Annotated in this window: 16 protein-coding genes and 1 pseudogene; 12 read left to right on the top strand and 5 right to left on the bottom strand. The window is 70.5% G+C overall.

Annotated elements, in window-relative coordinates:
- Positions 1-86: 86 nt before the first annotated feature.
- The gene (locus DP107_RS19755) at positions 87-257 is read right to left on the bottom strand and encodes a hypothetical protein (protein WP_185977140.1); all 171 of its coding nucleotides are present in this window, start codon (positions 255-257) and stop codon (positions 87-89) included.
- Positions 258-406: 149 nt separating this feature from the next.
- On the opposite strand from DP107_RS19755, the gene DP107_RS02910 reads away from it, so the two are divergent.
- The 7 genes from DP107_RS02910 to DP107_RS02880 all read left to right on the top strand — a co-directional run bounded on the left by DP107_RS02910 (position 407) and on the right by DP107_RS02880 (position 8,944).
- The gene (locus DP107_RS02910; protein ID WP_144260619.1) at positions 407-1,150 is read left to right on the top strand and encodes an MBL fold metallo-hydrolase; all 744 of its coding nucleotides are present in this window, start codon (positions 407-409) and stop codon (positions 1,148-1,150) included.
- Between the two features lie 66 nt (positions 1,151-1,216).
- Positions 1,217-3,019, top strand: a complete 1,803-nt coding sequence (locus DP107_RS02905; RefSeq protein WP_144260618.1) for a vWA domain-containing protein — start codon at positions 1,217-1,219, stop codon at positions 3,017-3,019.
- Positions 3,019-5,439 carry a vWA domain-containing protein gene (locus DP107_RS02900; RefSeq protein WP_144260617.1) on the top strand — a complete coding sequence of 807 codons (2,421 nt, stop codon included), beginning with the start codon at positions 3,019-3,021 and terminating at the stop codon, positions 5,437-5,439. Before DP107_RS02905 ends, DP107_RS02900 begins: the two co-directional genes overlap by 1 nt.
- A gap of 56 nt (positions 5,440-5,495) precedes the next feature.
- On the top strand, positions 5,496-6,167 hold the full coding sequence (locus DP107_RS02895) for a chromosome partitioning protein (RefSeq protein WP_144260616.1): 672 nt from the start codon (positions 5,496-5,498) through the stop codon (positions 6,165-6,167).
- On the top strand, positions 6,164-7,036 hold the full coding sequence (locus tag DP107_RS02890) for a DUF7502 family protein (RefSeq protein ID WP_144260615.1): 873 nt from the start codon (positions 6,164-6,166) through the stop codon (positions 7,034-7,036). The genes DP107_RS02895 and DP107_RS02890 overlap by 4 nt, the downstream gene beginning before the upstream one ends.
- A gap of 85 nt (positions 7,037-7,121) precedes the next feature.
- On the top strand, positions 7,122-8,081 hold the full coding sequence (locus DP107_RS02885; protein WP_144260614.1) for an AAA family ATPase: 960 nt from the start codon (positions 7,122-7,124) through the stop codon (positions 8,079-8,081).
- Entirely contained in the window at positions 8,078-8,944 is an 867-nt protein-coding gene (locus DP107_RS02880; protein ID WP_144260613.1) for a DUF58 domain-containing protein, read from the top strand. The genes DP107_RS02885 and DP107_RS02880 overlap by 4 nt, the downstream gene beginning before the upstream one ends.
- 310 nt (positions 8,945-9,254) lie before the next feature.
- On the opposite strand, the gene DP107_RS02875 is transcribed toward DP107_RS02880, so the two are convergent.
- Positions 9,255-11,051, bottom strand: coding sequence for a helix-hairpin-helix domain-containing protein (locus DP107_RS02875; protein ID WP_144260612.1), 1,797 nt, complete (start codon positions 11,049-11,051; stop codon positions 9,255-9,257).
- Positions 11,052-11,264: 213 nt separating this feature from the next.
- On the opposite strand from DP107_RS02875, the gene DP107_RS02870 reads away from it, so the two are divergent.
- Positions 11,265-12,818 (top strand): GMC family oxidoreductase, encoded by a 1,554-nt coding sequence (locus tag DP107_RS02870; protein ID WP_185977139.1) that lies wholly within the window; start codon positions 11,265-11,267, stop codon positions 12,816-12,818.
- 96 nt (positions 12,819-12,914) lie between these two features.
- Here the strand turns inward: DP107_RS02870 and DP107_RS02865 are convergent, their stop codons facing one another.
- Both DP107_RS02865 and DP107_RS02860 read right to left on the bottom strand, forming a co-directional pair.
- A complete protein-coding gene (locus DP107_RS02865) occupies positions 12,915-13,361 on the bottom strand; it encodes a DUF5788 family protein (RefSeq protein ID WP_144260611.1) in 447 nt (148 codons plus the stop codon).
- A gap of 583 nt (positions 13,362-13,944) precedes the next feature.
- Positions 13,945-14,937: a radical SAM protein gene (locus DP107_RS02860; RefSeq protein ID WP_144260799.1), complete on the bottom strand. Its 993-nt coding sequence runs from the start codon at positions 14,935-14,937 to the stop codon at positions 13,945-13,947.
- Positions 14,938-15,203: 266 nt separating this feature from the next.
- Between DP107_RS02860 and DP107_RS02855 the strand changes: the two genes are divergently transcribed.
- The gene (locus DP107_RS02855; RefSeq protein WP_144260610.1) at positions 15,204-15,404 is read left to right on the top strand and encodes a hypothetical protein; all 201 of its coding nucleotides are present in this window, start codon (positions 15,204-15,206) and stop codon (positions 15,402-15,404) included.
- 4 nt (positions 15,405-15,408) lie between these two features.
- Positions 15,409-15,543: a hypothetical protein gene (locus tag DP107_RS21050; RefSeq protein WP_272949815.1), complete on the top strand. Its 135-nt coding sequence runs from the start codon at positions 15,409-15,411 to the stop codon at positions 15,541-15,543.
- A gap of 68 nt (positions 15,544-15,611) precedes the next feature.
- On the opposite strand, the gene DP107_RS02850 is transcribed toward DP107_RS21050, so the two are convergent.
- Positions 15,612-16,235, bottom strand: a complete 624-nt coding sequence (locus tag DP107_RS02850) for a YbhB/YbcL family Raf kinase inhibitor-like protein (protein ID WP_144260609.1) — start codon at positions 16,233-16,235, stop codon at positions 15,612-15,614.
- Positions 16,236-16,381: 146 nt separating this feature from the next.
- On the opposite strand from DP107_RS02850, the gene DP107_RS02845 reads away from it, so the two are divergent.
- Entirely contained in the window at positions 16,382-17,485 is a 1,104-nt protein-coding gene (locus tag DP107_RS02845) for a DUF373 family protein (RefSeq protein ID WP_144260608.1), read from the top strand.
- A gap of 142 nt (positions 17,486-17,627) precedes the next feature.
- Positions 17,628-18,597, top strand: a pseudogene (locus DP107_RS02840) (PLP-dependent transferase); the annotation flags it as partial.
- Between the last annotated feature and the right edge of the window lie 75 nt (positions 18,598-18,672).

Here is an 18,672-nt window from a genome sequence, read left to right as displayed (position 1 = left end):
GCCGGGACCGCGCTCTCGCCGTGGACGCACAGCACACGAGCCGGTCGGCTGTAACGAGTGCCGCGCCACAGCCGCCGGGACCGGTATCAGTCGGTCCGGCCCCGCTCGTCCGGCCAGGTCTCGCGGACCGCGACGGCGTGCTGCATCGCCTCCCGGAGGTGGTACGACGCCTCGTCGTCCTCGGCGGCGTCGAGCGCGGCCCCGAGTTCCTCGCGGAGGACGGCCAGCGGGTCGGTGCTGAGCTCGGCGTTCCTCATCATCCGGGCGTGCGTCGTGCCGGTATATAAGCTCACCTCCCGAACAGGGGCCGGTCGAGGGTCGGTGCGTCCCTGCCGATGCTCGACCCCCGGACGAACGCGAGGCTGGCTGGCGGAACCGCTTTGCCCTCGCCGGGCGACCGTCGCGCATGGCCACGCTCCAGCTCCTGCGACACGCGACGCTGCGACTGACGCTCGGGGACACGACACTGCTGGTGGACCCGATGCTCGCCGCGCCCGGCGGGATACCGCCGATCCCGAACTCGCCGAACGACCGGCGGAACCCGCTCGTGGCCCTCCCGGACGCCCCGCTCGCCCACGACGCGCTGCTGGTCACGCATCTCCATCGGGACCACCTCGACGACGCGGCCCGCGACCAGCTCCCCGACGGGCAGCCGACGCTCTGCCAGCCGGCGGACGCCGACGAGCTGGGCGACGAGGGGTTCGATCCGCGGCCGGTCGACGGCACGGCGATGCTCGGCGACCTGACGGTCACGCGGACGCCCGCGCGCCACGGCGACGGCGAGCTGGCCGAGCGGATGGGGCCGGTCTCCGGGTTCGTCCTCGAGGCGCCGGGCGAGCCGACCGTCTACCATGCCGGCGACACGGTGCCGTACGAGGCGGTCCGGGAGACGCTCGACACCCACGAGCCCGACGTGGTGGTCGCCAACGCCGGCGCCGCGCAGTTCGTCGAGGGTGACCCCATCACGATGACGCCCGCGGACGTGCTCACGCTCCGCGAGTGGACCGATGCTACGATCGTCGCGGACCACATGGACGCCATCAACCACTGCCTCGCGACCCGCGAGGACCTGACCACGGCGCTGGCCGAGGCTGGCGCCCGGGAACAGGTGGTCGTTCCGGCCGACGGCGGGACGGTCGCGCTGGACTGACGACGCCCGGGGGGCGAGCGCCCCACGTCACAAGGGGTTTGTCGGTCGGGGCCGAGCGGTCTCCCGATGGCTGGTCTCGCCGACGTGTTCCTGACCCCGCTGGGTCTGCTCGCCCTCCTCGCGGTGGTCCCGCTGCTGTTGCTGTATCTGGTGCGGCCGGACCCGCGCCGGCTCCGACTCCCGACGCTGGAGTTCCTCGTCGTAGCCGACGAGAGCGGCGTCGATAGCCCCGCATTCCGCCGGCTCCGCCGGAACCTGCTGCTGCTGGTGCAGGTGGTCGTCATCGTGCTGCTCGCGCTCGCGTTGGCCTCGCCGTACATCACCACGACGGGGACGGCGACGACGGCGGAGACGGTCGTGGTGCTGGACACCTCCGCCAGCATGGCCGTCGAGGACGCCGGCGGGAGTCGGTTCGCGGCGGCGCGTGAGATCGCCCGCGAGTCCGTCTCGGAGTCGACCTCGGTCGTCACGGCGGGCACGACCCCACGGGTCCGGCTCCAGCGCGGCGCCGCCGCCGACGCACGGGGAACCCTCGCGAGGGTCGAGCGGACGGACGCTGCCAGCGACCTCGGGGCGGCGATCTCGGCGGCCACCGCGGTCGCGGACGCGGACGCCCGTGTGGTGGTCGTGAGCGACTTCGCCGGTGCGGGCTGGCGCGAGGCTGTCGAGACCGCCCGCGGCCGGGGATACCGGGTCGACCTCCGACCCGTCGGCGGGTCGGTCCCCAACGTCGGTATCGTCGACGCCGAGTACGAGCGGTCGACGGTGACGGTGTCGGTGAAGAGCTACGCCGACGGGCCAGTCGAGCGGACGGTCCGGCTGGGCGAGGCCGAGGAGACGGTCGCGTTGGACCCGGGCGACGTCGGGACGGTCACGCTGCCGGTCCCGGTCGGCGACGCGACCGTCAGGCTGGCTCCCGGCGACCGGTTCCCCGTGGACGACCGGCTCCACGTCGCGGGTCCGGACGCTCGAACCGTCCGGGTGCTGCTGGTCACGAGCAACCCCCGGAGGGACCGGTTCATCCGGACCGCGCTATCGGTCCCCGAAACGGTCGACGTGACCGTCGCCGAGCCCCCGACCGCCGTGGACGCCGCGTACGACGTGGTGGTGTTCGGCACGGTCGACCGGACCCGGCTGCTGGAGAGCACGCGCGAGACCGCGGCCCGGATCACCCGCGAGGGCGGCGGGACCATCATCGTCGCCCAGGACCAGCTCGGCGAGGTCGGCTACGGCCCCCTGTTGCCGGTCGAGCCGACCGGTCGCACCGAGCGCCCGACGCTCCGGTCGCGGACGGACCGGCTGACCCGCGGCATCAGCTTCCCACCACCGGAAGTGGCGCCGACGGCCGTACTGAAGAACGGCTCGTCGGCGGTCGTCACGGCCGACGGGTCGCCGCTACTGGCTCGCGGCCGACTCGGTCAGGGCCGGACGCTGTACTACGGCTACCTCTCCGACGAGTCGGAGTTCCAGTTCAACTACCAGTATCCCGTCCTCTGGAAGCGGCTGGTGTTCGAGGCGGCCGGCCGGGCCCCGCTTGACGAGACGAACCGGCGGACCGGGGGGCGCCTGTCGGTCGCCAACGGGACGACCGTCGTCGGGCCGGACGGGGAGCGGACGGTCGACGGCGCCGTCCGACTGGACGCGGCCGGTCACTACCGGGCGGGTGACCGGCGGGTGAGCGCCTCCCTGCTCGACGACGCCGAATCGAACGTCTCGGCCCCGGCCCTCTCGTCGGGCCCGGACGGGATCGCCGGGGAACGCGAGGAGACGGTCGAGCGGCCACTCGACCTCTCACCGGGCGTCGCGCTCGTGGCAGTCGGCGCGGTACTGGCCGAGGTGGCGCTGTTGCGCCGCCGGGGTGACCTCTGATGTCGGGGGCGTCCACCGTGGCGCTCGCGCCGACCCAGTCTGACCTCCCCGGCACGGAGGCCGTCGAGGCGACCGTCCGCGGCGTGACCGTCGGGCTGGAGCTCCCACTCGCTCTGCTCGCGATTCCGGTCGCGCTGGCGCTCCTCGTCGCGCTGGCCGTCCGGACGGGCCAGGGTGGAGACTGGGGGCGCCGGCGCCGCATCGGGCTGCTCCTGGCGCGGGCATCGATAGTCGTGTTGCTGGTAACGGCCGCGGCCGGCCCGTACACGGCGGTCGCGCGGGAGACCCCGGGCGAGCCACGGGTACGGCTGCTGGCCGACGAGTCCGACTCGATGGCCGTCACGGACGCCGACATCGATGCACTCGCCGCGGCCATCGAAGCGGAGGGTGTGCCGGTCAGCCGATCGGTCGTCGGCTCCGGCGCCACCTCCAGGGTCGGCGATGCGGTGGTGGCGAGCGCTGAGCGCAACGCCTCGTTACTGCTCGTCTCCGACGGTCGGGTGACCGACGGTCGGTCACTGGCGGCGGCCGGCGAGGTCGTGACAGAGGCCAACGCGACCGTCCACACGGTCGACCTCTCCTCGACGCGGACCGAGCGGTACGTCACCCTGTCCGCCCCTCCGAAGACCTCGGTCGGCATCGACAACCGGTTCGTCGTCCGCGTCGGCGGCGTTGCCATCGAGGACTCGGCGCCCGTCACGGTCGAGGTCGACGGGACGCCCGTCTTCACCGAGGTGGTCGACGGCGCCGACACCGCGGAGTTCAGCTACACCTTCGACGAGGTGGGGACCCACGAACTGGTCGCTCGGGTCGGCGCTGACGACGGGACCGGGCGGAACGACGTCTACCGTCGCACCGTCCGCGTCGTCCCGCAGCCACGGGTTCTCTACGTCTCCGAGGGCGCGTACCCGTTCGGCGATCTGCTTGAGGAACTGTACAACGTGACGCGCCGCCCCGCGATCCCGGACGACCTGCGCCCGTACCAGGCGGTCGTGCTCCAGGACCAACCCGCCGCGACCGCGGGCAACGTGACCGCGCTCCAGCGTGCCGTCATCGACGGCACGGGACTGGTGGCGGTCGGCGGCCGCAGCGCGTACGACGGCGGTGGCTACGGGAACTCCTCGCTGGGCGCGGTGCTCCCCGTGAGCACCGGCGAGACGGACGGCCGGACGACGCGGCTGGTGGTGCTGGTCGACGTCTCGGGCAGCGCCGAGGAGGGGATGACGGTCCAGAAGCGGGCGACGCTCAACGTCATCGGACAGCTCGGTGACGAGAACGAGGTCGGGCTGGCCGCGTTCAACTTCCGGGCTTACCGCATCAACGAGGTGGTGCCGCTCGGGCCGAACCGCGAGCAGCTCCGTGAGAAGGTACGCCGGCTGGACAGCGGCGGCGCGACCGACCTCGCAGTCGGCCTGCGTGGGGCCGCCGACCTGCTCAACGGTCCCGGAACGGTCATCGTCATCTCGGACGGCCGGAGCCAGGACGTCTCCGCCCGCGGCGTCGCCCGCGAGCTCAACGAACAGGGCGTCCAGGTGGTGTCGATCGGCGTCGGGGAGCGCATCGATGAGGACCGCCTGTCGGACGTCGCCGACGCCACGGGCGGGCAGTACTTCCGTGCCGACGAGACCGACCGGCTGCGGCTGCTGTTCGGCGGTGACTCGCGGTCGTTCAGCGGCGACGGCCTCACCGTCGTCAACCGGAACCAGTTCATCACGGCCGGGGTGGAGCCGACCGCCGACCCGGCGATGGCCAACGACGTGTCGGTGAAGTCCGGTGCGGACTTGCTCGTCGCGACCAGCGACGGGACACCTGCGCTGGCGCAGTGGCGCTACGGGCTCGGCCGGGTCGTCTCCGTGACCGCCTACGGGCGGGACGGGACGCTACGCGGACTGCTGACCGAGCCGGACTCGCTGCTGCTGTCGAAGTCTGTCAACTGGGTCATCGGCGACCCCGAACGGGGGAGACGGGGCGTTGTCGCCGCACCCGACGGCAGAGTCGGCGAGCGGGTGACCGTCCGGTACGTCGGCGACGAGCGCCCGACCGCGGCGCCCCGATTCCGCCAGGTCGAGCCGGGGACCTACGAAACGACGCTGCGACCGTCGGAACCGGGCTTCGTCGACGTGCTCGACGCGCGACTCGCTGTCAACTACCCCCGCGAGTACGGTGCCTACGGACAGTCGGACGCGGTCGCGGAGCTGGTCGGGAGGACGGGGGGCCAGCGATTCGACCAGGGTGAGGCGGCGGCCATCGCACGGACGGTCCAGCAGTCGGCCGAACGGACCCGCGAGGTCCGCCAGGAGTGGGGGTGGCTACTGGTGACCGTCGGGCTCCTCCTGTTCCTGCTGGAGGTGACGGCCCGGCGGCTCTCGCGCTACCGGCAGTACCGCCGGACGCCGACCGACGCGGCCGCGGACGACTAACCGCCGGCCAGCGCTCCCACCGAAGAGATTTGTGTGCCCGGTGGCACCGAGAACGCATGAAGTCGCTCGGCGACGGTATCAATCTGGTCCTCGTCCTCGTAGTCGGCGTCTCCATGGCCGGCACCGCCGGTGCGACGCTGTTCTATCAGGAGTCGGTTGAGGACCTCCAGGACCGAAACGAACAGCTGCGCGACCGGAACGCCGAACTGGAGTCCGAGGTTCAGGCCAAGAAGTCCCAATTGGCGGACGCGGAGCAGCGGCTGAAGCGGATCAACGAGACGATCGCCACCCGTCAGGCCGACCTGAGGCAGGTGACCGAGCAGCTCCGGGAGACCGAGGACCGGCTCCGGGAGACCGAGGACGAGCTGGTCGATACCCGTGAGTCGCTCAGGACTGCCCGCTCGCGGGCCGACGAGCTCGAATCGGAGCGTAATTCGCTCCGGGTCGAGCGCAACAACCTGGAGTCGAGGGTGGAGCTGCTGCGAAGCCAGCGCAGCGAACTCGAGTCTCGGACCGAGGAGTTGGAGTCCCAAATAAACGAACTCGAGCGAAGCGTCAGCGAACTGCAGACCACGACCGAGGAGCTGGAGGCGGAGCGCGACGCATTCCAGGAGGAGAACGAGCAGCTCCGACAGGAGAACGAGCAGCTCAGACGAGAGAACGAACGGCTGGAACGGGAACTCGAGGAGTGCCGGTCGAACAACGGCAGCGACGGGTCGGACTCGTGACCGACGCCACGGCCGACGGGACGGACGGAGATGACAGTACCGCTGAAGACCCACGGGCGGCCGTCGAGGGAGCGGTCAAGGAGATCCGGCGGGAGTCGCTCAAGGCCGCCGCCGTTCCGGCACTGGTCGACGGTGTCGTCGTCCTCCTGGCGGCCAACCTCGTGCTGGCGCTCGTCAGCGCCCGGCTTCCGGGTCCGGAGTGGGCCGGTCTCGCCGCCGCGGCCGGGCTGGGACTCGTCGTCGCCACCGGCGAGTTCGCCCTCCAGGTCCGCCGGCCGCCGGTCGAGCGGTTCGAGGCGGCCAACCCGGACCTCCGGGAGGCGCTCCGGACCGCTCGCGACGCCGCCACCGCCGGTGCCGATAGCGTCGTCGCGCGCCGGCTCTATGCGGACGTTCTGGAGCGACTCCGGGCGGCCTCGAGTGCCGAATTGGTGCCCGTACGCCGCGTCGCGGCGACGGCCGTCCTCGTCGTCGTGCTCTCGGTCGCCACCGTCGGCGTGGCCGCCGGCGGAATCGGCCTCGGTCCCGTCGTCGACGGCGACGGTGGAACGAACGGCCCGGCCGCCAACGGGACGACCGCCGACGGGAACAACTCGTACACCGGGCTTCAGGACGGCGACAGCGTGCTGGGTGCCGAGACGAACGTGAGCGACGGCAGCGACGAGACGGAACTGGTCATCAGCGGGACCGAGGGCGGCGCTGGTGACGACGACACGCCGACGAGCAACCGGTCATACGAGTCTGACAGATACGTGCCGGAGGGGTCGTACGAGGCACAGCAGGCCGGCTACGACGCTCCCGACGACGTCCAGAACGCGGACATCATCCGCGAGTACAACCTCCGTATCAGGGAGGACGACGACGAATGAGCCGGCGGCGACCACCCCGACCGGGACGACCGACCGTCGCGGCGGGTCCCGTGGCCCCGGACCGACGCATACGGACACGAGACACATGACCGAAGACACCACCGAGACCGAACTCGATGTCGATGCCCTGCAGACGAAACTGGCGACCGTCCGCGAGGAGGTCGGCCGGCGGCTGGTCGGCCAGCAGCAGGTGCTGGACGAACTGCTGGCCTGTCTGCTGGCCGACGGCAACGCACTCCTGGAGTCGAACCCGGGGCTCGCGAAGACGCTGACCGTCCGGACCCTGGCGAACGTCACTGACCTCTCGTTCTCGCGGATCCAGAACACGCCGGACCTGATGCCCTCCGACATCACCGGCACCGAGATCATCCGTGAGGACGCGACGGGTGGCCGCGAGTTCGTCTTCGAGCAGGGACCGGTCTTCGCGAACGTCGTGCTGGCCGACGAGATCAACCGCGCCACGCCGAAGACCCAGGCCGCGCTGCTGGAGGCGATGGAGGAGGGCCAGGTGACCGCGGCGGGCGAGACCCGCGCGCTCCCGGAGCCGTTCTTCGTGATGGCGACGCAGAACCCCATCGAGCAGGAGGGGACCTACCCGCTTCCGGAGGCCCAGATGGACCGATTCCTGCTGAAGATCCTGGTCGACTACCCCTCGGTGGACGAGGAGCTGACGGTCGTCGACCGGTATACCGGGCGGGTCGACGAGGCCATCCCGGTCGAGCAGGTGCTCACCCGCGAGGAGCTCCGGGACGCACAGCGGCTCACCCGCGAGGTCCCCATCGCCGAGGACATCCGCGAGCGGGCGGTCGAGTTGGTCCGGGCGACCCGGGAGGCCGACCATATCGAGTACGGCGCCTCTCCGCGGGCGAGCATGGCACTGGTGGTGACCGCGAAGGCCCGGGCGCTCATCGAGGGGCGGGCCTACGTGAGCGAGGCCGACATCGAGCGGATGGCCCGGCCGGTGCTCCGACACCGGGTGGTCGTGGACTTCCGGGCCGAGCGCGACGGGATGACCCCCGACGAGGCGGTCGGCGAGCTCCTATGAGTATCGACCCCGGATTCATAGACGAGTTGGAGCGGTTCGCGCAGTCGCGCGATCAGCGTGTCACCTCGCGCTACCAGGGCGAGCAGCGGACCCGAGAGCGTGGCGAGGGGCTCACGTTCGCGGACTACCGGCGGTACGCCCCCGGGGACGATACGCGGCGTATCGACTGGAAACTGTTCGCCCGCACGGACGAACTCTACGTCACCGAATACGAGGCCGAGCGCAACCGGACCCTGCACGTCCTGCTCGATAGCAGCGGCTCGATGGGCTTTGCCGGCGCCGGGGCGCCCCCGAAGTTCGAACTGGCGGCCAAGCTGGGCATCGGGTACGCCTACCTCGCCGCCCGCGCACACGACACGTTCCGGTTTGCCGTGTTCGACGACCGACCGGAGCGGCTCGACCGGGGGCGGTCGACACGTGGGGAGGTGCTCGGCCTCGTCGACGATCTCGGTGCCCGCGAGCCGGCGGGGGAGGGAGCGTTCGACGACGCGCTGGAGGCGTACGCCGACCGCATCGACGACCGGTCGCTGGTGCTGGTGCTCAGCGACTGTCTGGCGCCAGCCGCGGCGGTCGAGGCGGGGCTGGCTACGCTGGCTCGCGACAACGAGGTCATACTGGTCCGAACGCTGGACCCCGTCGAGCGCGACCTCCCGGTCAGTGGTGACGTGGTCGTCGAGGACCCGGAGACGACGACCTCGGTCCGAACCCACGTCGGTTCCCGCCGTCGCGATTCGTACCGGGCCCGACTCCGGGGCCACATCCAGGACGTCGCCGACCGCGCACGCGGGCTGGGTATCGACTACCAGCTCGCGGAGTCGGATGCCGACTTCTTCGAGACGTTCGGGACGCTCTGGCGGACCTGAGGTGTCTCAACCCCGCCGCCCGCGTCGGTGCACCCCCTCCGCTCCCACGCCGTTCGCCGCCCCACCGCGCGCTGCTGTGCCTGCCTGATGTGAACTCGGGCGTCCCCGTCCGCGACCACCACGGCCCGGTCGGGCCGGTCCTCGAGTTCCTGCAGCCGTCTCTCCATCTCGTCCGTTCCTGTACCGAATGACTCGGACCCCGGGTAGTCGGAGGGGTTGATATGTAACGCAAGGGTCCAGCCCGGCTTCCCGCATCGTCGGGCGGCGACGGGGCGGTCCGCGGGCCGCGGGCCCCGCTGTGGCCGTCGGGTCAGCCGTCGAGGAACCGCCGGACGCCGCTGACCGGTTGGGTGTTCAGCACGTCCGCGGGTTCCGCCCAGCCCCGCCGGGCCGCGTGGACCCCGTAGCGGATGTAGGCGTAGCTCTCCGGGCGGTGGGCGTCGGTGTCGACGACGACCGTCGCTCCCTGCTCGACGGCCTGCTTGACCGCCGCGCCGCGCAGGTCCAGCCGGCGGGGATTGGCGTTGATCTCCAGGGCGACGCCCGCCTCGGCGGCGGCCTTCCCGACCGTCTCGAAGTCGAGGTCCAGCCCCGAGCGCCGGTTCAGCTGCCGGCCCGTCGGGTGGCCCACGATGTCCGTCGCGGGGTGCTCGATGGCCGTCACGATACGGTCGGTACCGTCGCCGTCCAGCGCGGCGTGTGGCGAGGCGACCACGCAGTCCAGCTCGTCGAGGACGTCGTCGCCGACGCTCAGCCCGCCCTCGGCGTCGATGTTCGCCTCGACGCCGGCGAACAGCGCCACGTCGGCATCGCTCGCGACCTCGCGGACCTCGGCGACCTGCTCCAGCAGCTCCTCGTCGTCCAGACCGACGCCGCCGACCATCCCCGGTCCCGTGGCGTGGTCGGTGACGGCGATGTAGTCGTGGCCGAACGCGGCCGCGGCCTCGGCCATTTCCGCGACGGTACCGTTCCCGTCGGACCACTCCGTATGAAGATGGAGGTCGCCGCGCACGTCGGGCTCCTCGACGAGGTCCGGCAGGTCGCCCGCGGCGGCGGCGTCGACCTCGCCGCGGTCCTCCCGGAGCTCCGGCGGGACCCACGGCAGGTCGACGGCCGCGTACATCCCGCGTTCGGCCGCCCCGGCGACCCGGTCGCCGGCCCGGGGCCCGGCGTCCTCGCGCTCGCGGCTCTGCCGTTCGCTCCGGGTGGTCTCGCCGTCCCGCTGCTCGGCCTCGTCGACGTCGCTCACGTCGAAGACGCCGTACTCGTTCATCGTCAGGCCGCGCTCGATGGCGCGGTTGCGCACCCGGACGTTGTGGTCGCGACTTCCCGTGAAGTACTGGAGCGCGGCGCCGAACGCCGCCGGGTCGACGACCCGCAGGTCGATCTGGAGCCCGTCGGCCCGCACGGACGCCTTCGCCTCGCCGGCCTCGATGACGCGGTCGGTCCCGTCCCAGCCGGTGAACGCGTCGAACACGCTCTCGGGGTCGTCGCTACCCACCAGCACGTCCACGTCGCCGACGGTTGGCTTCCAGCGCCGGAGCGAGCCCGCGGGCTCGGCGCGCTCGACGGCGCTCGTCGCCTCCAGGTGGTTGATGACACGGTCCGCGAGCGGGCGGCCCTCGCCCAGCAGCGCCCGGCCGTGGCTCTCGCGGGCGAACTCGATGCCCTCCCGGATGTTCTGCTCCGTCTTCGGGCCGAAACCCTTCACCTCCTGTATCTCGCCGGCCTCGGCGGCGGCCTCTAAGTCGTCCAGCGTCTCCACGCCGAGTTCGCGGTAGAGGTCCCCCACCGTCTTCGGGCCGACCCCCTCGACCCGCGTGAGCGCCTCGATATCGGCGGGGAGTTCGGCGCGCAGCTCCTCCAGCTCCTCGATGGCGCCGGTCTCGACGTATTCGACGAGCTTCGCCGCGATGGCGTCGCCGACGCCCTCGATGTCCTGAACCGTGGCCTCGCCCTCGGCCGCGAGCCCGGCGACGTCGGCCGGGTGGCCGCGGACGTTCTCGGCCGCGCGACGGTAGGCGCGGGGCTTGTACTCCACGTCCATCGCCTCCAGCCGGTCGGCCATCTCCTCGAGCAGGTCGGCGACGACGGCGTTCTGTGTCATTGTCCGAACGGAGTGGTTCCGGCGTGATAGTTCGGACGGGTGACGGACTGCCGCCGCCGTCACGACCGGGCGCGCTCGTCACCGCTCCCCAGCCCCCGGGTGGGCCCGACCCCGGGCCAGGTCGTTCGGGCCGCCCCAGAGCTCCACTATTTGAATTACCCGTCAGTAAATGGTAGACTGGTTTTATGATAGCGTAGGGTGATAGCATGTATTATGGGTGACAACCCAGCCTACGACTACGTGATCGTCGGTGCCGGTTCGGCCGGGTGTGCGATGGCCAGCCGGCTCACCGAGGACGCGGGGACGGACGTCCTGTTGCTCGAGGCGGGCGCTCCGGACGAGAAGGAGGAGATCCACGTCCCGGCGATGTTCCCGCACCTGTTCAAGAGCGAGGCCGACTGGGAGTACTACACGGAGCCACAGGACGACCTCGGCGGGCGTGAGTTCTACTGGCCACGCGGGAAGACGCTCGGCGGGTCGAGTTCGCTCAACGCGATGATCTACATCCGTGGGCATCCTCACGACTACGACACGTGGGCCGACTTGGGGAACGAGGGCTGGGGGTACGAGGAGATGCTCCCGTATTTCAAGCAGGCCGAGCATTTCGAGCCGGGCGCCGACGAGTTCCACGGTGCGGGCGGGCCTCTGAACGTCGCCGAGCCGGCCGACCCCCACCCCGTCTCCGGGGCGATGGTGGAGGCAGCGGTCGAGACCGGTATCGAGCGCAACGACGACTTCAACGGTGCCCAACAGGCCGGCGCGGGCCACTACCACGTCACCCAGAAGGACGGCCAGCGCCACAGCACCGCGGCGGCCTACATTCGGCCCGCCCTGGACCGGCCGAACCTGACCGCCGAGACCCGCGCGCAGGTCACGGCGGTCCGGTTCGACGGCTCCCGGGCCGTCGGCGTCACCTACGAACAGGGCGGGGACACGCACGAGGCCGACGCGGACGCCGAGGTCATCCTCAGCGCCGGCGCGGTCAACTCCCCGCAGCTCCTGATGCTGTCGGGTGTCGGCCCGGCCGACCACCTCGCCGAGCACGGCATCGACGTGGTCGCCGACCTGCCGGGCGTCGGCCGGAACCTCCAAGACCACCTGTTCGCGTTCGTGGTCCACGAGCGAACCTCGGGCCCGGAGGAGCCCGCCCCGTCCTCGAACATCGGCGAGAGCGGGGCGTTCACCCGGACGAGCGAGTCCGAGCCGGCGCCGGACCTCCAGTATCATTTCGCGCCCGTCTACTTCATGGACCACGGACTGTCGAACCCCGAGGAGGGGGTTGGCTTCTCCATCGGCGCGACGCAGCTCCGCCCGGAGAGCCGCGGCCGCATCACGCTCGACTCGACGGACCCGTTCGACGACCCCGCCATCGACCCGCGCTACCTCACCGAGGAACGCGACATGGAGGTGCTCGTCGAGGGGGTCAGGGAGGCCCGCGACATCGCGGCGGCGAGCCCGCTCGACGAGTACCGCGGGGAGGAGGTCTGGCCGGGCGAGGACATCCAAACCGATGCGGAGATCCGCGAGCACATCCGCGAGACCTGCCACACGGTCTACCACCCGGTCGGGACCTGCAAGATGGGTGACGACGACATGGCTGTCGTCGACGACTCGCTCTCGGTCCACGGGCTGGAGGGGCTCCGTGTCGTCGACGCCAGCGTGATGCCGACGCTCGTGGGCGGCAACACCAACGCGCCCACCATCGCCATCGCGGAGCGGGCCGCGGAGATGATCTCGGCCGAGCAGCCCCTGCCCGCCGACGACTGAGTCCGCTGCGACCCGCTCGATCCTATTCGAATAAACCGATGGAGCGGCCAGGTACGTGAGATACACTCGTCCTGATATCCGAAAACCGGGCAGAACTCAGTAACCGCCGCGCTTGCCGGTATCATCCTCCTTCCCGAGGGCCTGCTTCAGGAACTTCATCCACCGCTTCTTGTCGGCGGCCTCCTTCGCCTGGGCCTCCTGCTCGATGCTCGAGGGCCCCAGCGACTGCAACGCCTCCAGCGCCCGGTCGATGCCGATGATGGACTCGACCAGCTCCTCCCCCTCCTCGAACGTCATCCCGGTCTCCTCGTCCTCGATACGCTGCTTGCGCTGGAGCCGCTCGCGCCGGAGGTTCTTCTTCGCTTCCTCGACGCGCTCGCGCTCGCCCGGCGGCACCTTGTCCCGACGCTTGATCTCGAAGACGAACTGGTGGAGATCGACCGTCTCTCCTTGAACCTCGATCTCGTCGGGGATGTCGGCGCCGAGCGTCGACCCCTCGCGCTCGACGCGCTCGAGGAGCTGCTTGCGCTTGTAATCTTTCATGCCAGGCAGTAATCGTGTTTGAACTCCCGCATCGGCTCCGTATTGGTCTTCGTGGCTGATTAGTGGTCCGCTCCGGGCGCGGTGGACCGGAGAGCGCCGGGGTAGATGTCTATATCCAACGGAGTAGGTCGTGGTGTACGGTCAAGGGATGGGTGTGCGACCGCTGTGAACGGGTCCACACGGGGACCCCCGCCGAGTGTCGCAACTGTGGCCACCACGTCCTCCGACCAGCAGATGGCTGAGAACTACAACAGGAGACCAGCGGGACGAAGGCTCCGGAACCGATGAACCTCGACTCCCGACCGTCGTACGGCGGCAGATAAGACGAGGACCCGCGCTCGGGCCGGACCCGAATCCGGATGGGAGCATCAGGGCCGGGACTGAGACACCGAGTGTAGCCACGAACGAAACCGAGGAAGATTCCAGTCGGAAGGGGGGTTTCAAGAGAGTGTTACTGGTGCTAGCCCTCTTTGCTTTGCTGGTGCTCGGCGGTGTCCTCGTTGCCGGTGGCCTGTAACGATGGTATCGCGGCAAGCGCACGGCATTCGACGTCAGCATGACGCCCCGACCAGATGGCCTAACCTCACGCCAGCGGCGTCCGCTCGACGACGGTCCCGTCGTAGGTGGGGTACTGCTCGACGACCTCGCCCTCGGGGACGTCGCCCGCCTCGACCATCTCCTCCAGCAGCCACCACGCGATCTCGACGTGATCGGACTTGACGGTGTAGAACTCCTCGGGGACGCCCAGCGCTTCCAGATCGCGCTCGTCCAGCCAGGTCTTGCCGTAGACCAGGGTCCCGTCGTCGGTGATCTCGTCGAACGGGCGCTGGACGGTGCGGGCCATCCGCTTGAGCCGGTTGCGGTGCTGTGCGGCGTCCTTGAACACGCTCGTACAGAAGTAGACTCGCTCGTGGTCGCCCATCGTCTCCAGGATGTCGTGGCTCCCCTCGACGGCGCTCATGTGGCCGTCCTTCAGCTCGAAGCCCTGCTCCTGCATCCGGCGGTAGTTCCCGTCGGACATCTCGAACTCGTTGATGTTGCAGAAGTCTGCGGCGCCCTCGTCGAGGAACTCCATGAACTCGGGCTCCGCGCGGATGCCGGGGATCTCGAAGGCGGGGGTGAGTCCCTCCTCGCGGGCGATGTGGAGGATGTCCTCCCACTCGGTCCCGTGGAGGTCGCCCCACTGCTCGAACGGCGGATGGAAGCGGATCTCGTCGAGGCCGGCCTCGCTCAGCCGGCGCATGTTCTCGCGCCCGCCCGTGATGCCCGTGTAGAGATGTGTGTGGTGGTCCTCGCCGAACTCCTCCTTCAGCAGGGAGAGATACCGTGTGGTGCGCGCCATCGCCTCCTGGGGCTCGCCCCCGGTGATGGAAGTGCCGAGCGCCTCCATCCGCTCTGCCTCCTCGATGACGTCCCGGTCGGACTCGACGGGACGCTCGTTGGCGTACACCTGGTTCACGTTCTTCCGGTTCTCCCCGAGGGGACAGTAGAAGCAGTCGCGCTGGTCGCAGTAACCGTAGACGAACAGTACCATCTTCCCGCCCTTCGCGCACTGTTCGCACCCCTCGGAGATCATCGTGTGTCTACAGTCCATAGCGGGAGCGAGGTAAAAAGTCGTGTGTCTCGGCAGTCGGCCTGCGGGGGGACCACACACCGCCCGGCCGGCACGGAACCGACCGCCCGTCGAGTGCAGACCCGATACCGTACATTTCCTCGGGGAATCGGGGCTTAGGATGACGGAGACAAAGCAATCGCGAGATGTATAATGTGTTCATAGGACTTTGTGGCGTATTAGTTGATATCCACGAAACGCTTTACAGTGACGATGGAGTGGTGGTGTGTATGGCAATCACGGACCCCGCGGATGATAATGCGGTACTCGGGACGACGGACGACCTCGGGACCGGTCACGAGTGCCCGGAGTGTGGCGCGACCGTACTCAACGGGCAGGGACTCTACAGCTGCTTCGAGTGCGAGTTCACTCCGACCTCGGCCGGCCTCGGCGAGGAATCGATCGTCGACCGTTCGGCCCTCCGCCTCTGAACCCATGGCGACCACCGAACACTCCGACGCCGACCCGCTCGAGGACGTCCCGGCGGCCAACTGCCCGTACTGTGGCGGCCGAACGGCCATCGTCAGCGACATCGCGACCTGTGGGGAGTGCGGCTGGATGGACGCCTGACCCGCGTCGGACGCCGAGGCCCGCCGGCCGCCACCGACCCGGGGATGCCCCCGTCCGCCCGACTCCGCTCAATCGCGCTCGTAGGTACCGACGAGTCGCGCTCGTGCCAGCGTCCTCCCGTCGAGTGCCGACTCCAGTGCGGCCCGCTCCGCGCCCGGGTCGAGGGGGAGTCGGTCGTCGACCGCGACCATCGTGAACCGGTAGCGGTGCGGGCCGTCGTCCTTCGGCGGGCACGCGGGGAAGTAGCCCAGGCCGCCACCGCTGTTCGTTCCCTGCGGGGCGCCGTCCAGGTCCGTGGCCCGCTCGTTGGGCGTGACCCCACCTGGCCACGTCCGCAGCGTCACCGGCACGTTCCAGACGAGCCAGTGGACGAACGGCTCGCCGGTCGGGGCGTCCGGGTCGTCGGCGATGAGCGCCAGCGTCTCCGTCCCGTCGGGGACGCCGCCGACCGAGAGCGGCGGCGAGAGGCCGATCCCGTCGCAGCCGTGCTGGGACGGGATCCGGGCGCCGTCGCCGAAGGCCGACGAGGTCAGTCTCATCCGCCCGTCGTCGGTCGGGGGCGTCCCGGCTTCCCCGTCCGTGTCCGCGACGGCCGGCCCCCCGCCGCCCTCGCCGCCGTCGCCGAACGAACAGCCGGCGAGCAGCCCGGTCGCACCGGCCGCAGCCGTCGTGAGGAGTGCTCGCCGTCGCATACTGTGCTGCTAGCGGCGCCGGAAGGTCAAACCGATGGAACCGGGCCGCGACGGGAACCGCGACCGCGCTCCGGGGTGATGCGCCCCGCCCACCGCCAGAGCACCCGCAAGCGAGTTAACCCACCACGTCCTATCGCCGGGCGACCGTGCTGCTGGTGCTGTGTGTCGACCTCGACGACGACCTCGGGCGGAAGACGGCCCACGAGACGCCGGTCATCGGCCGGGCCGCCGTCGAGGAGGCCGCCGTGGACCTGGCGACCGCCGACCCCGAGGACTCCGACGTGAACGTCTGCTTCGAGGGGTGTCACCTCCACGACCGCATCACCGACGAGACCGTCGAGGTGGCCGTCGTCACGGGGACCGAGCGGGGCGACGTCGCCGCCAACCGGAAGGTCGGCGACGAGGTCGACACCGTGCTCGCCTCGCTCGCGACCGGCGAGGACGTCCGCGCGCTGGTCGTCACCGACGGCGCGCAGGACGAGTCCGTCATCCCCGTCATCCGGTCGCGGGTCCCCATCGACGGCGTCCGCCGCGTCGTCGTCCGCCAGGCACAGGACCTCGAATCGATGTACTACACGTTCAAGCAGGTGCTGTCGGACCCCGAGACGCGGGGCACCATCCTCGTCCCGCTGGGCATCCTGCTGCTCATCTACCCGGTCGCCATCCTGGCCGAGCAGCTGGGGCTCCCCGGCTCGACGCTGGGGCTGGTCTCCGGGCTACTGGGGCTGTACGTCCTCGCGCGTGGGCTGGCGATGGAGCAGGTGATCGACCGGGTGGTCGAGCGCACCCGGACCGGGCTGTTCACCGGCCGGGTGACGCTCGTCACCTCCGTGGTCGCGGCGGCGCTGCTGGTCGTCGGCGGCGTCACCGGGGTCGAGACCGTCGAGACCATCCGCACCACGGCGGGTGGCCAGCTCGGACCGGGGCGGACGGTCTCGGCGCTCGTCAGCGGCGCCGTCGAGTGGTTCGCCGCCGCCGGCGTCATCGCCTCGCTGGGGCGCATCACCGACGAGTACATGGCCGGTGGCTTCCGCTGGCGCTACCTCAACGCACCGTTCTACGTCATCGCCATCGCGGTGGTCCTCCACGGCGTGAGCGCCTTCTTCCTCGACCTGTCGTTCGCGGACCTGCCGTATCTGGCGGCGGCGCTCGCCGGCGGCACCCTCCTCGGGGTGTTCAGCACGCTCGTCTTCGCCGTCGCCGAGCAGCGGTTCCCGCGCCGGCGGGAGTCGGAGTCCAAGGCGGCGTGACCTGGCGCCGACCCCGATACGCTCCGGGGTTGCGTTGGAGCCGCCCCCATCGGGGGACCGGTGTGGGTGACGACCCGGACAACGGCCGACAGCTCCTGACCGACTCACTCCACGTCGGCCAGGAGCCCGACCCTGCGACAGGGGCCCGGGCGCCGCCGCGACCTCCTCGGGCATGGCCGCGCTCGGCCTGACGACGTTCCTGCTCGCCTCGGCGGGCGAACACATCGTCCCGGCCTCCTCGTTGTACGGCGGCACGTACACCTACCCCACGCACCCCGTCGAACGACGGGGAGTCACGACCCGGCGCTTGACACGCTGGACGTCCGGCGTGTCGCCGACATCGCTCACGAGCATGACACGCCACTGTTCACGGACAACACGTTCGCGACGCCGGCGCTCTGCCGACCCCCGGGGCACGGCGCGGACTCGGTCCGGGACTCCACGACCAAGTGGCTCCACGGGTCCGGCACCGCCGTCGGCGGGGTGGTCGTCGACGGCGACTCCTTCCCGTGGGCCGGCCACGCCGGGAATTCCCCCGAGATCGCGGGCGACGATCCGGCATACCACGGCGTCAACTCCGCCGAGACGTTCGGCGAGCAGGCGTTCAGGTACGCGGCCATCGCCCGTGGGTCCGCGACCTCGGCAACCAGCAGGCCCCGTTCGACGCCTGGCAGCCCACCCAGGGGTTCGAGACGCTCCCGCTGTGGCTGGAGCGCCACTGCGAGAACGCGATGGCCGTCGCCGAGTTCCTCGACCAGCACGCGGACGTGGCCTGGGTCAACTACCCCGGCCTCGAATTCCACCCGGCCCACGACACAGCCAGCGAGTACCTCGACGGCGGGTACGGCGGGATGATCAGCTTCGGCCTGGCGGGCGATTACGAGGCCCCCCGGACGACGGTCGAGTCGACGGAGCTCGCCAGCCCCCTCGCCGACGTCGGTGACGCGAGGACGCTCATCATCCACCCCGCCTCCACCACCCACCAGCAACCGACCGAGACAGGGAAGCAGTCCTCGGGTGTCACGGACGACCTCGTCCGGCTCCCGGTCGGCATCGAGGACCCCGGCCGCATCATCGATGACCTCCGGCAGGCCGCCGAGACGGCGAACTGATACAGGAGCCCGTGTTCCGACTCCGATCGCGATGTTTCCGGATTATCGTATCGCTACGGGCCGAACGTCCGATTT

The sequence above is a fragment of the Haloglomus irregulare genome (assembly GCF_007421925.1).
Taxonomy (GTDB): domain Archaea; phylum Halobacteriota; class Halobacteria; order Halobacteriales; family Haloarculaceae; genus Haloglomus; species Haloglomus irregulare.
The sequence above is the reverse complement of the archived record's forward strand: the minus strand, read 5'-3'. Positions and strand labels throughout refer to the sequence as shown.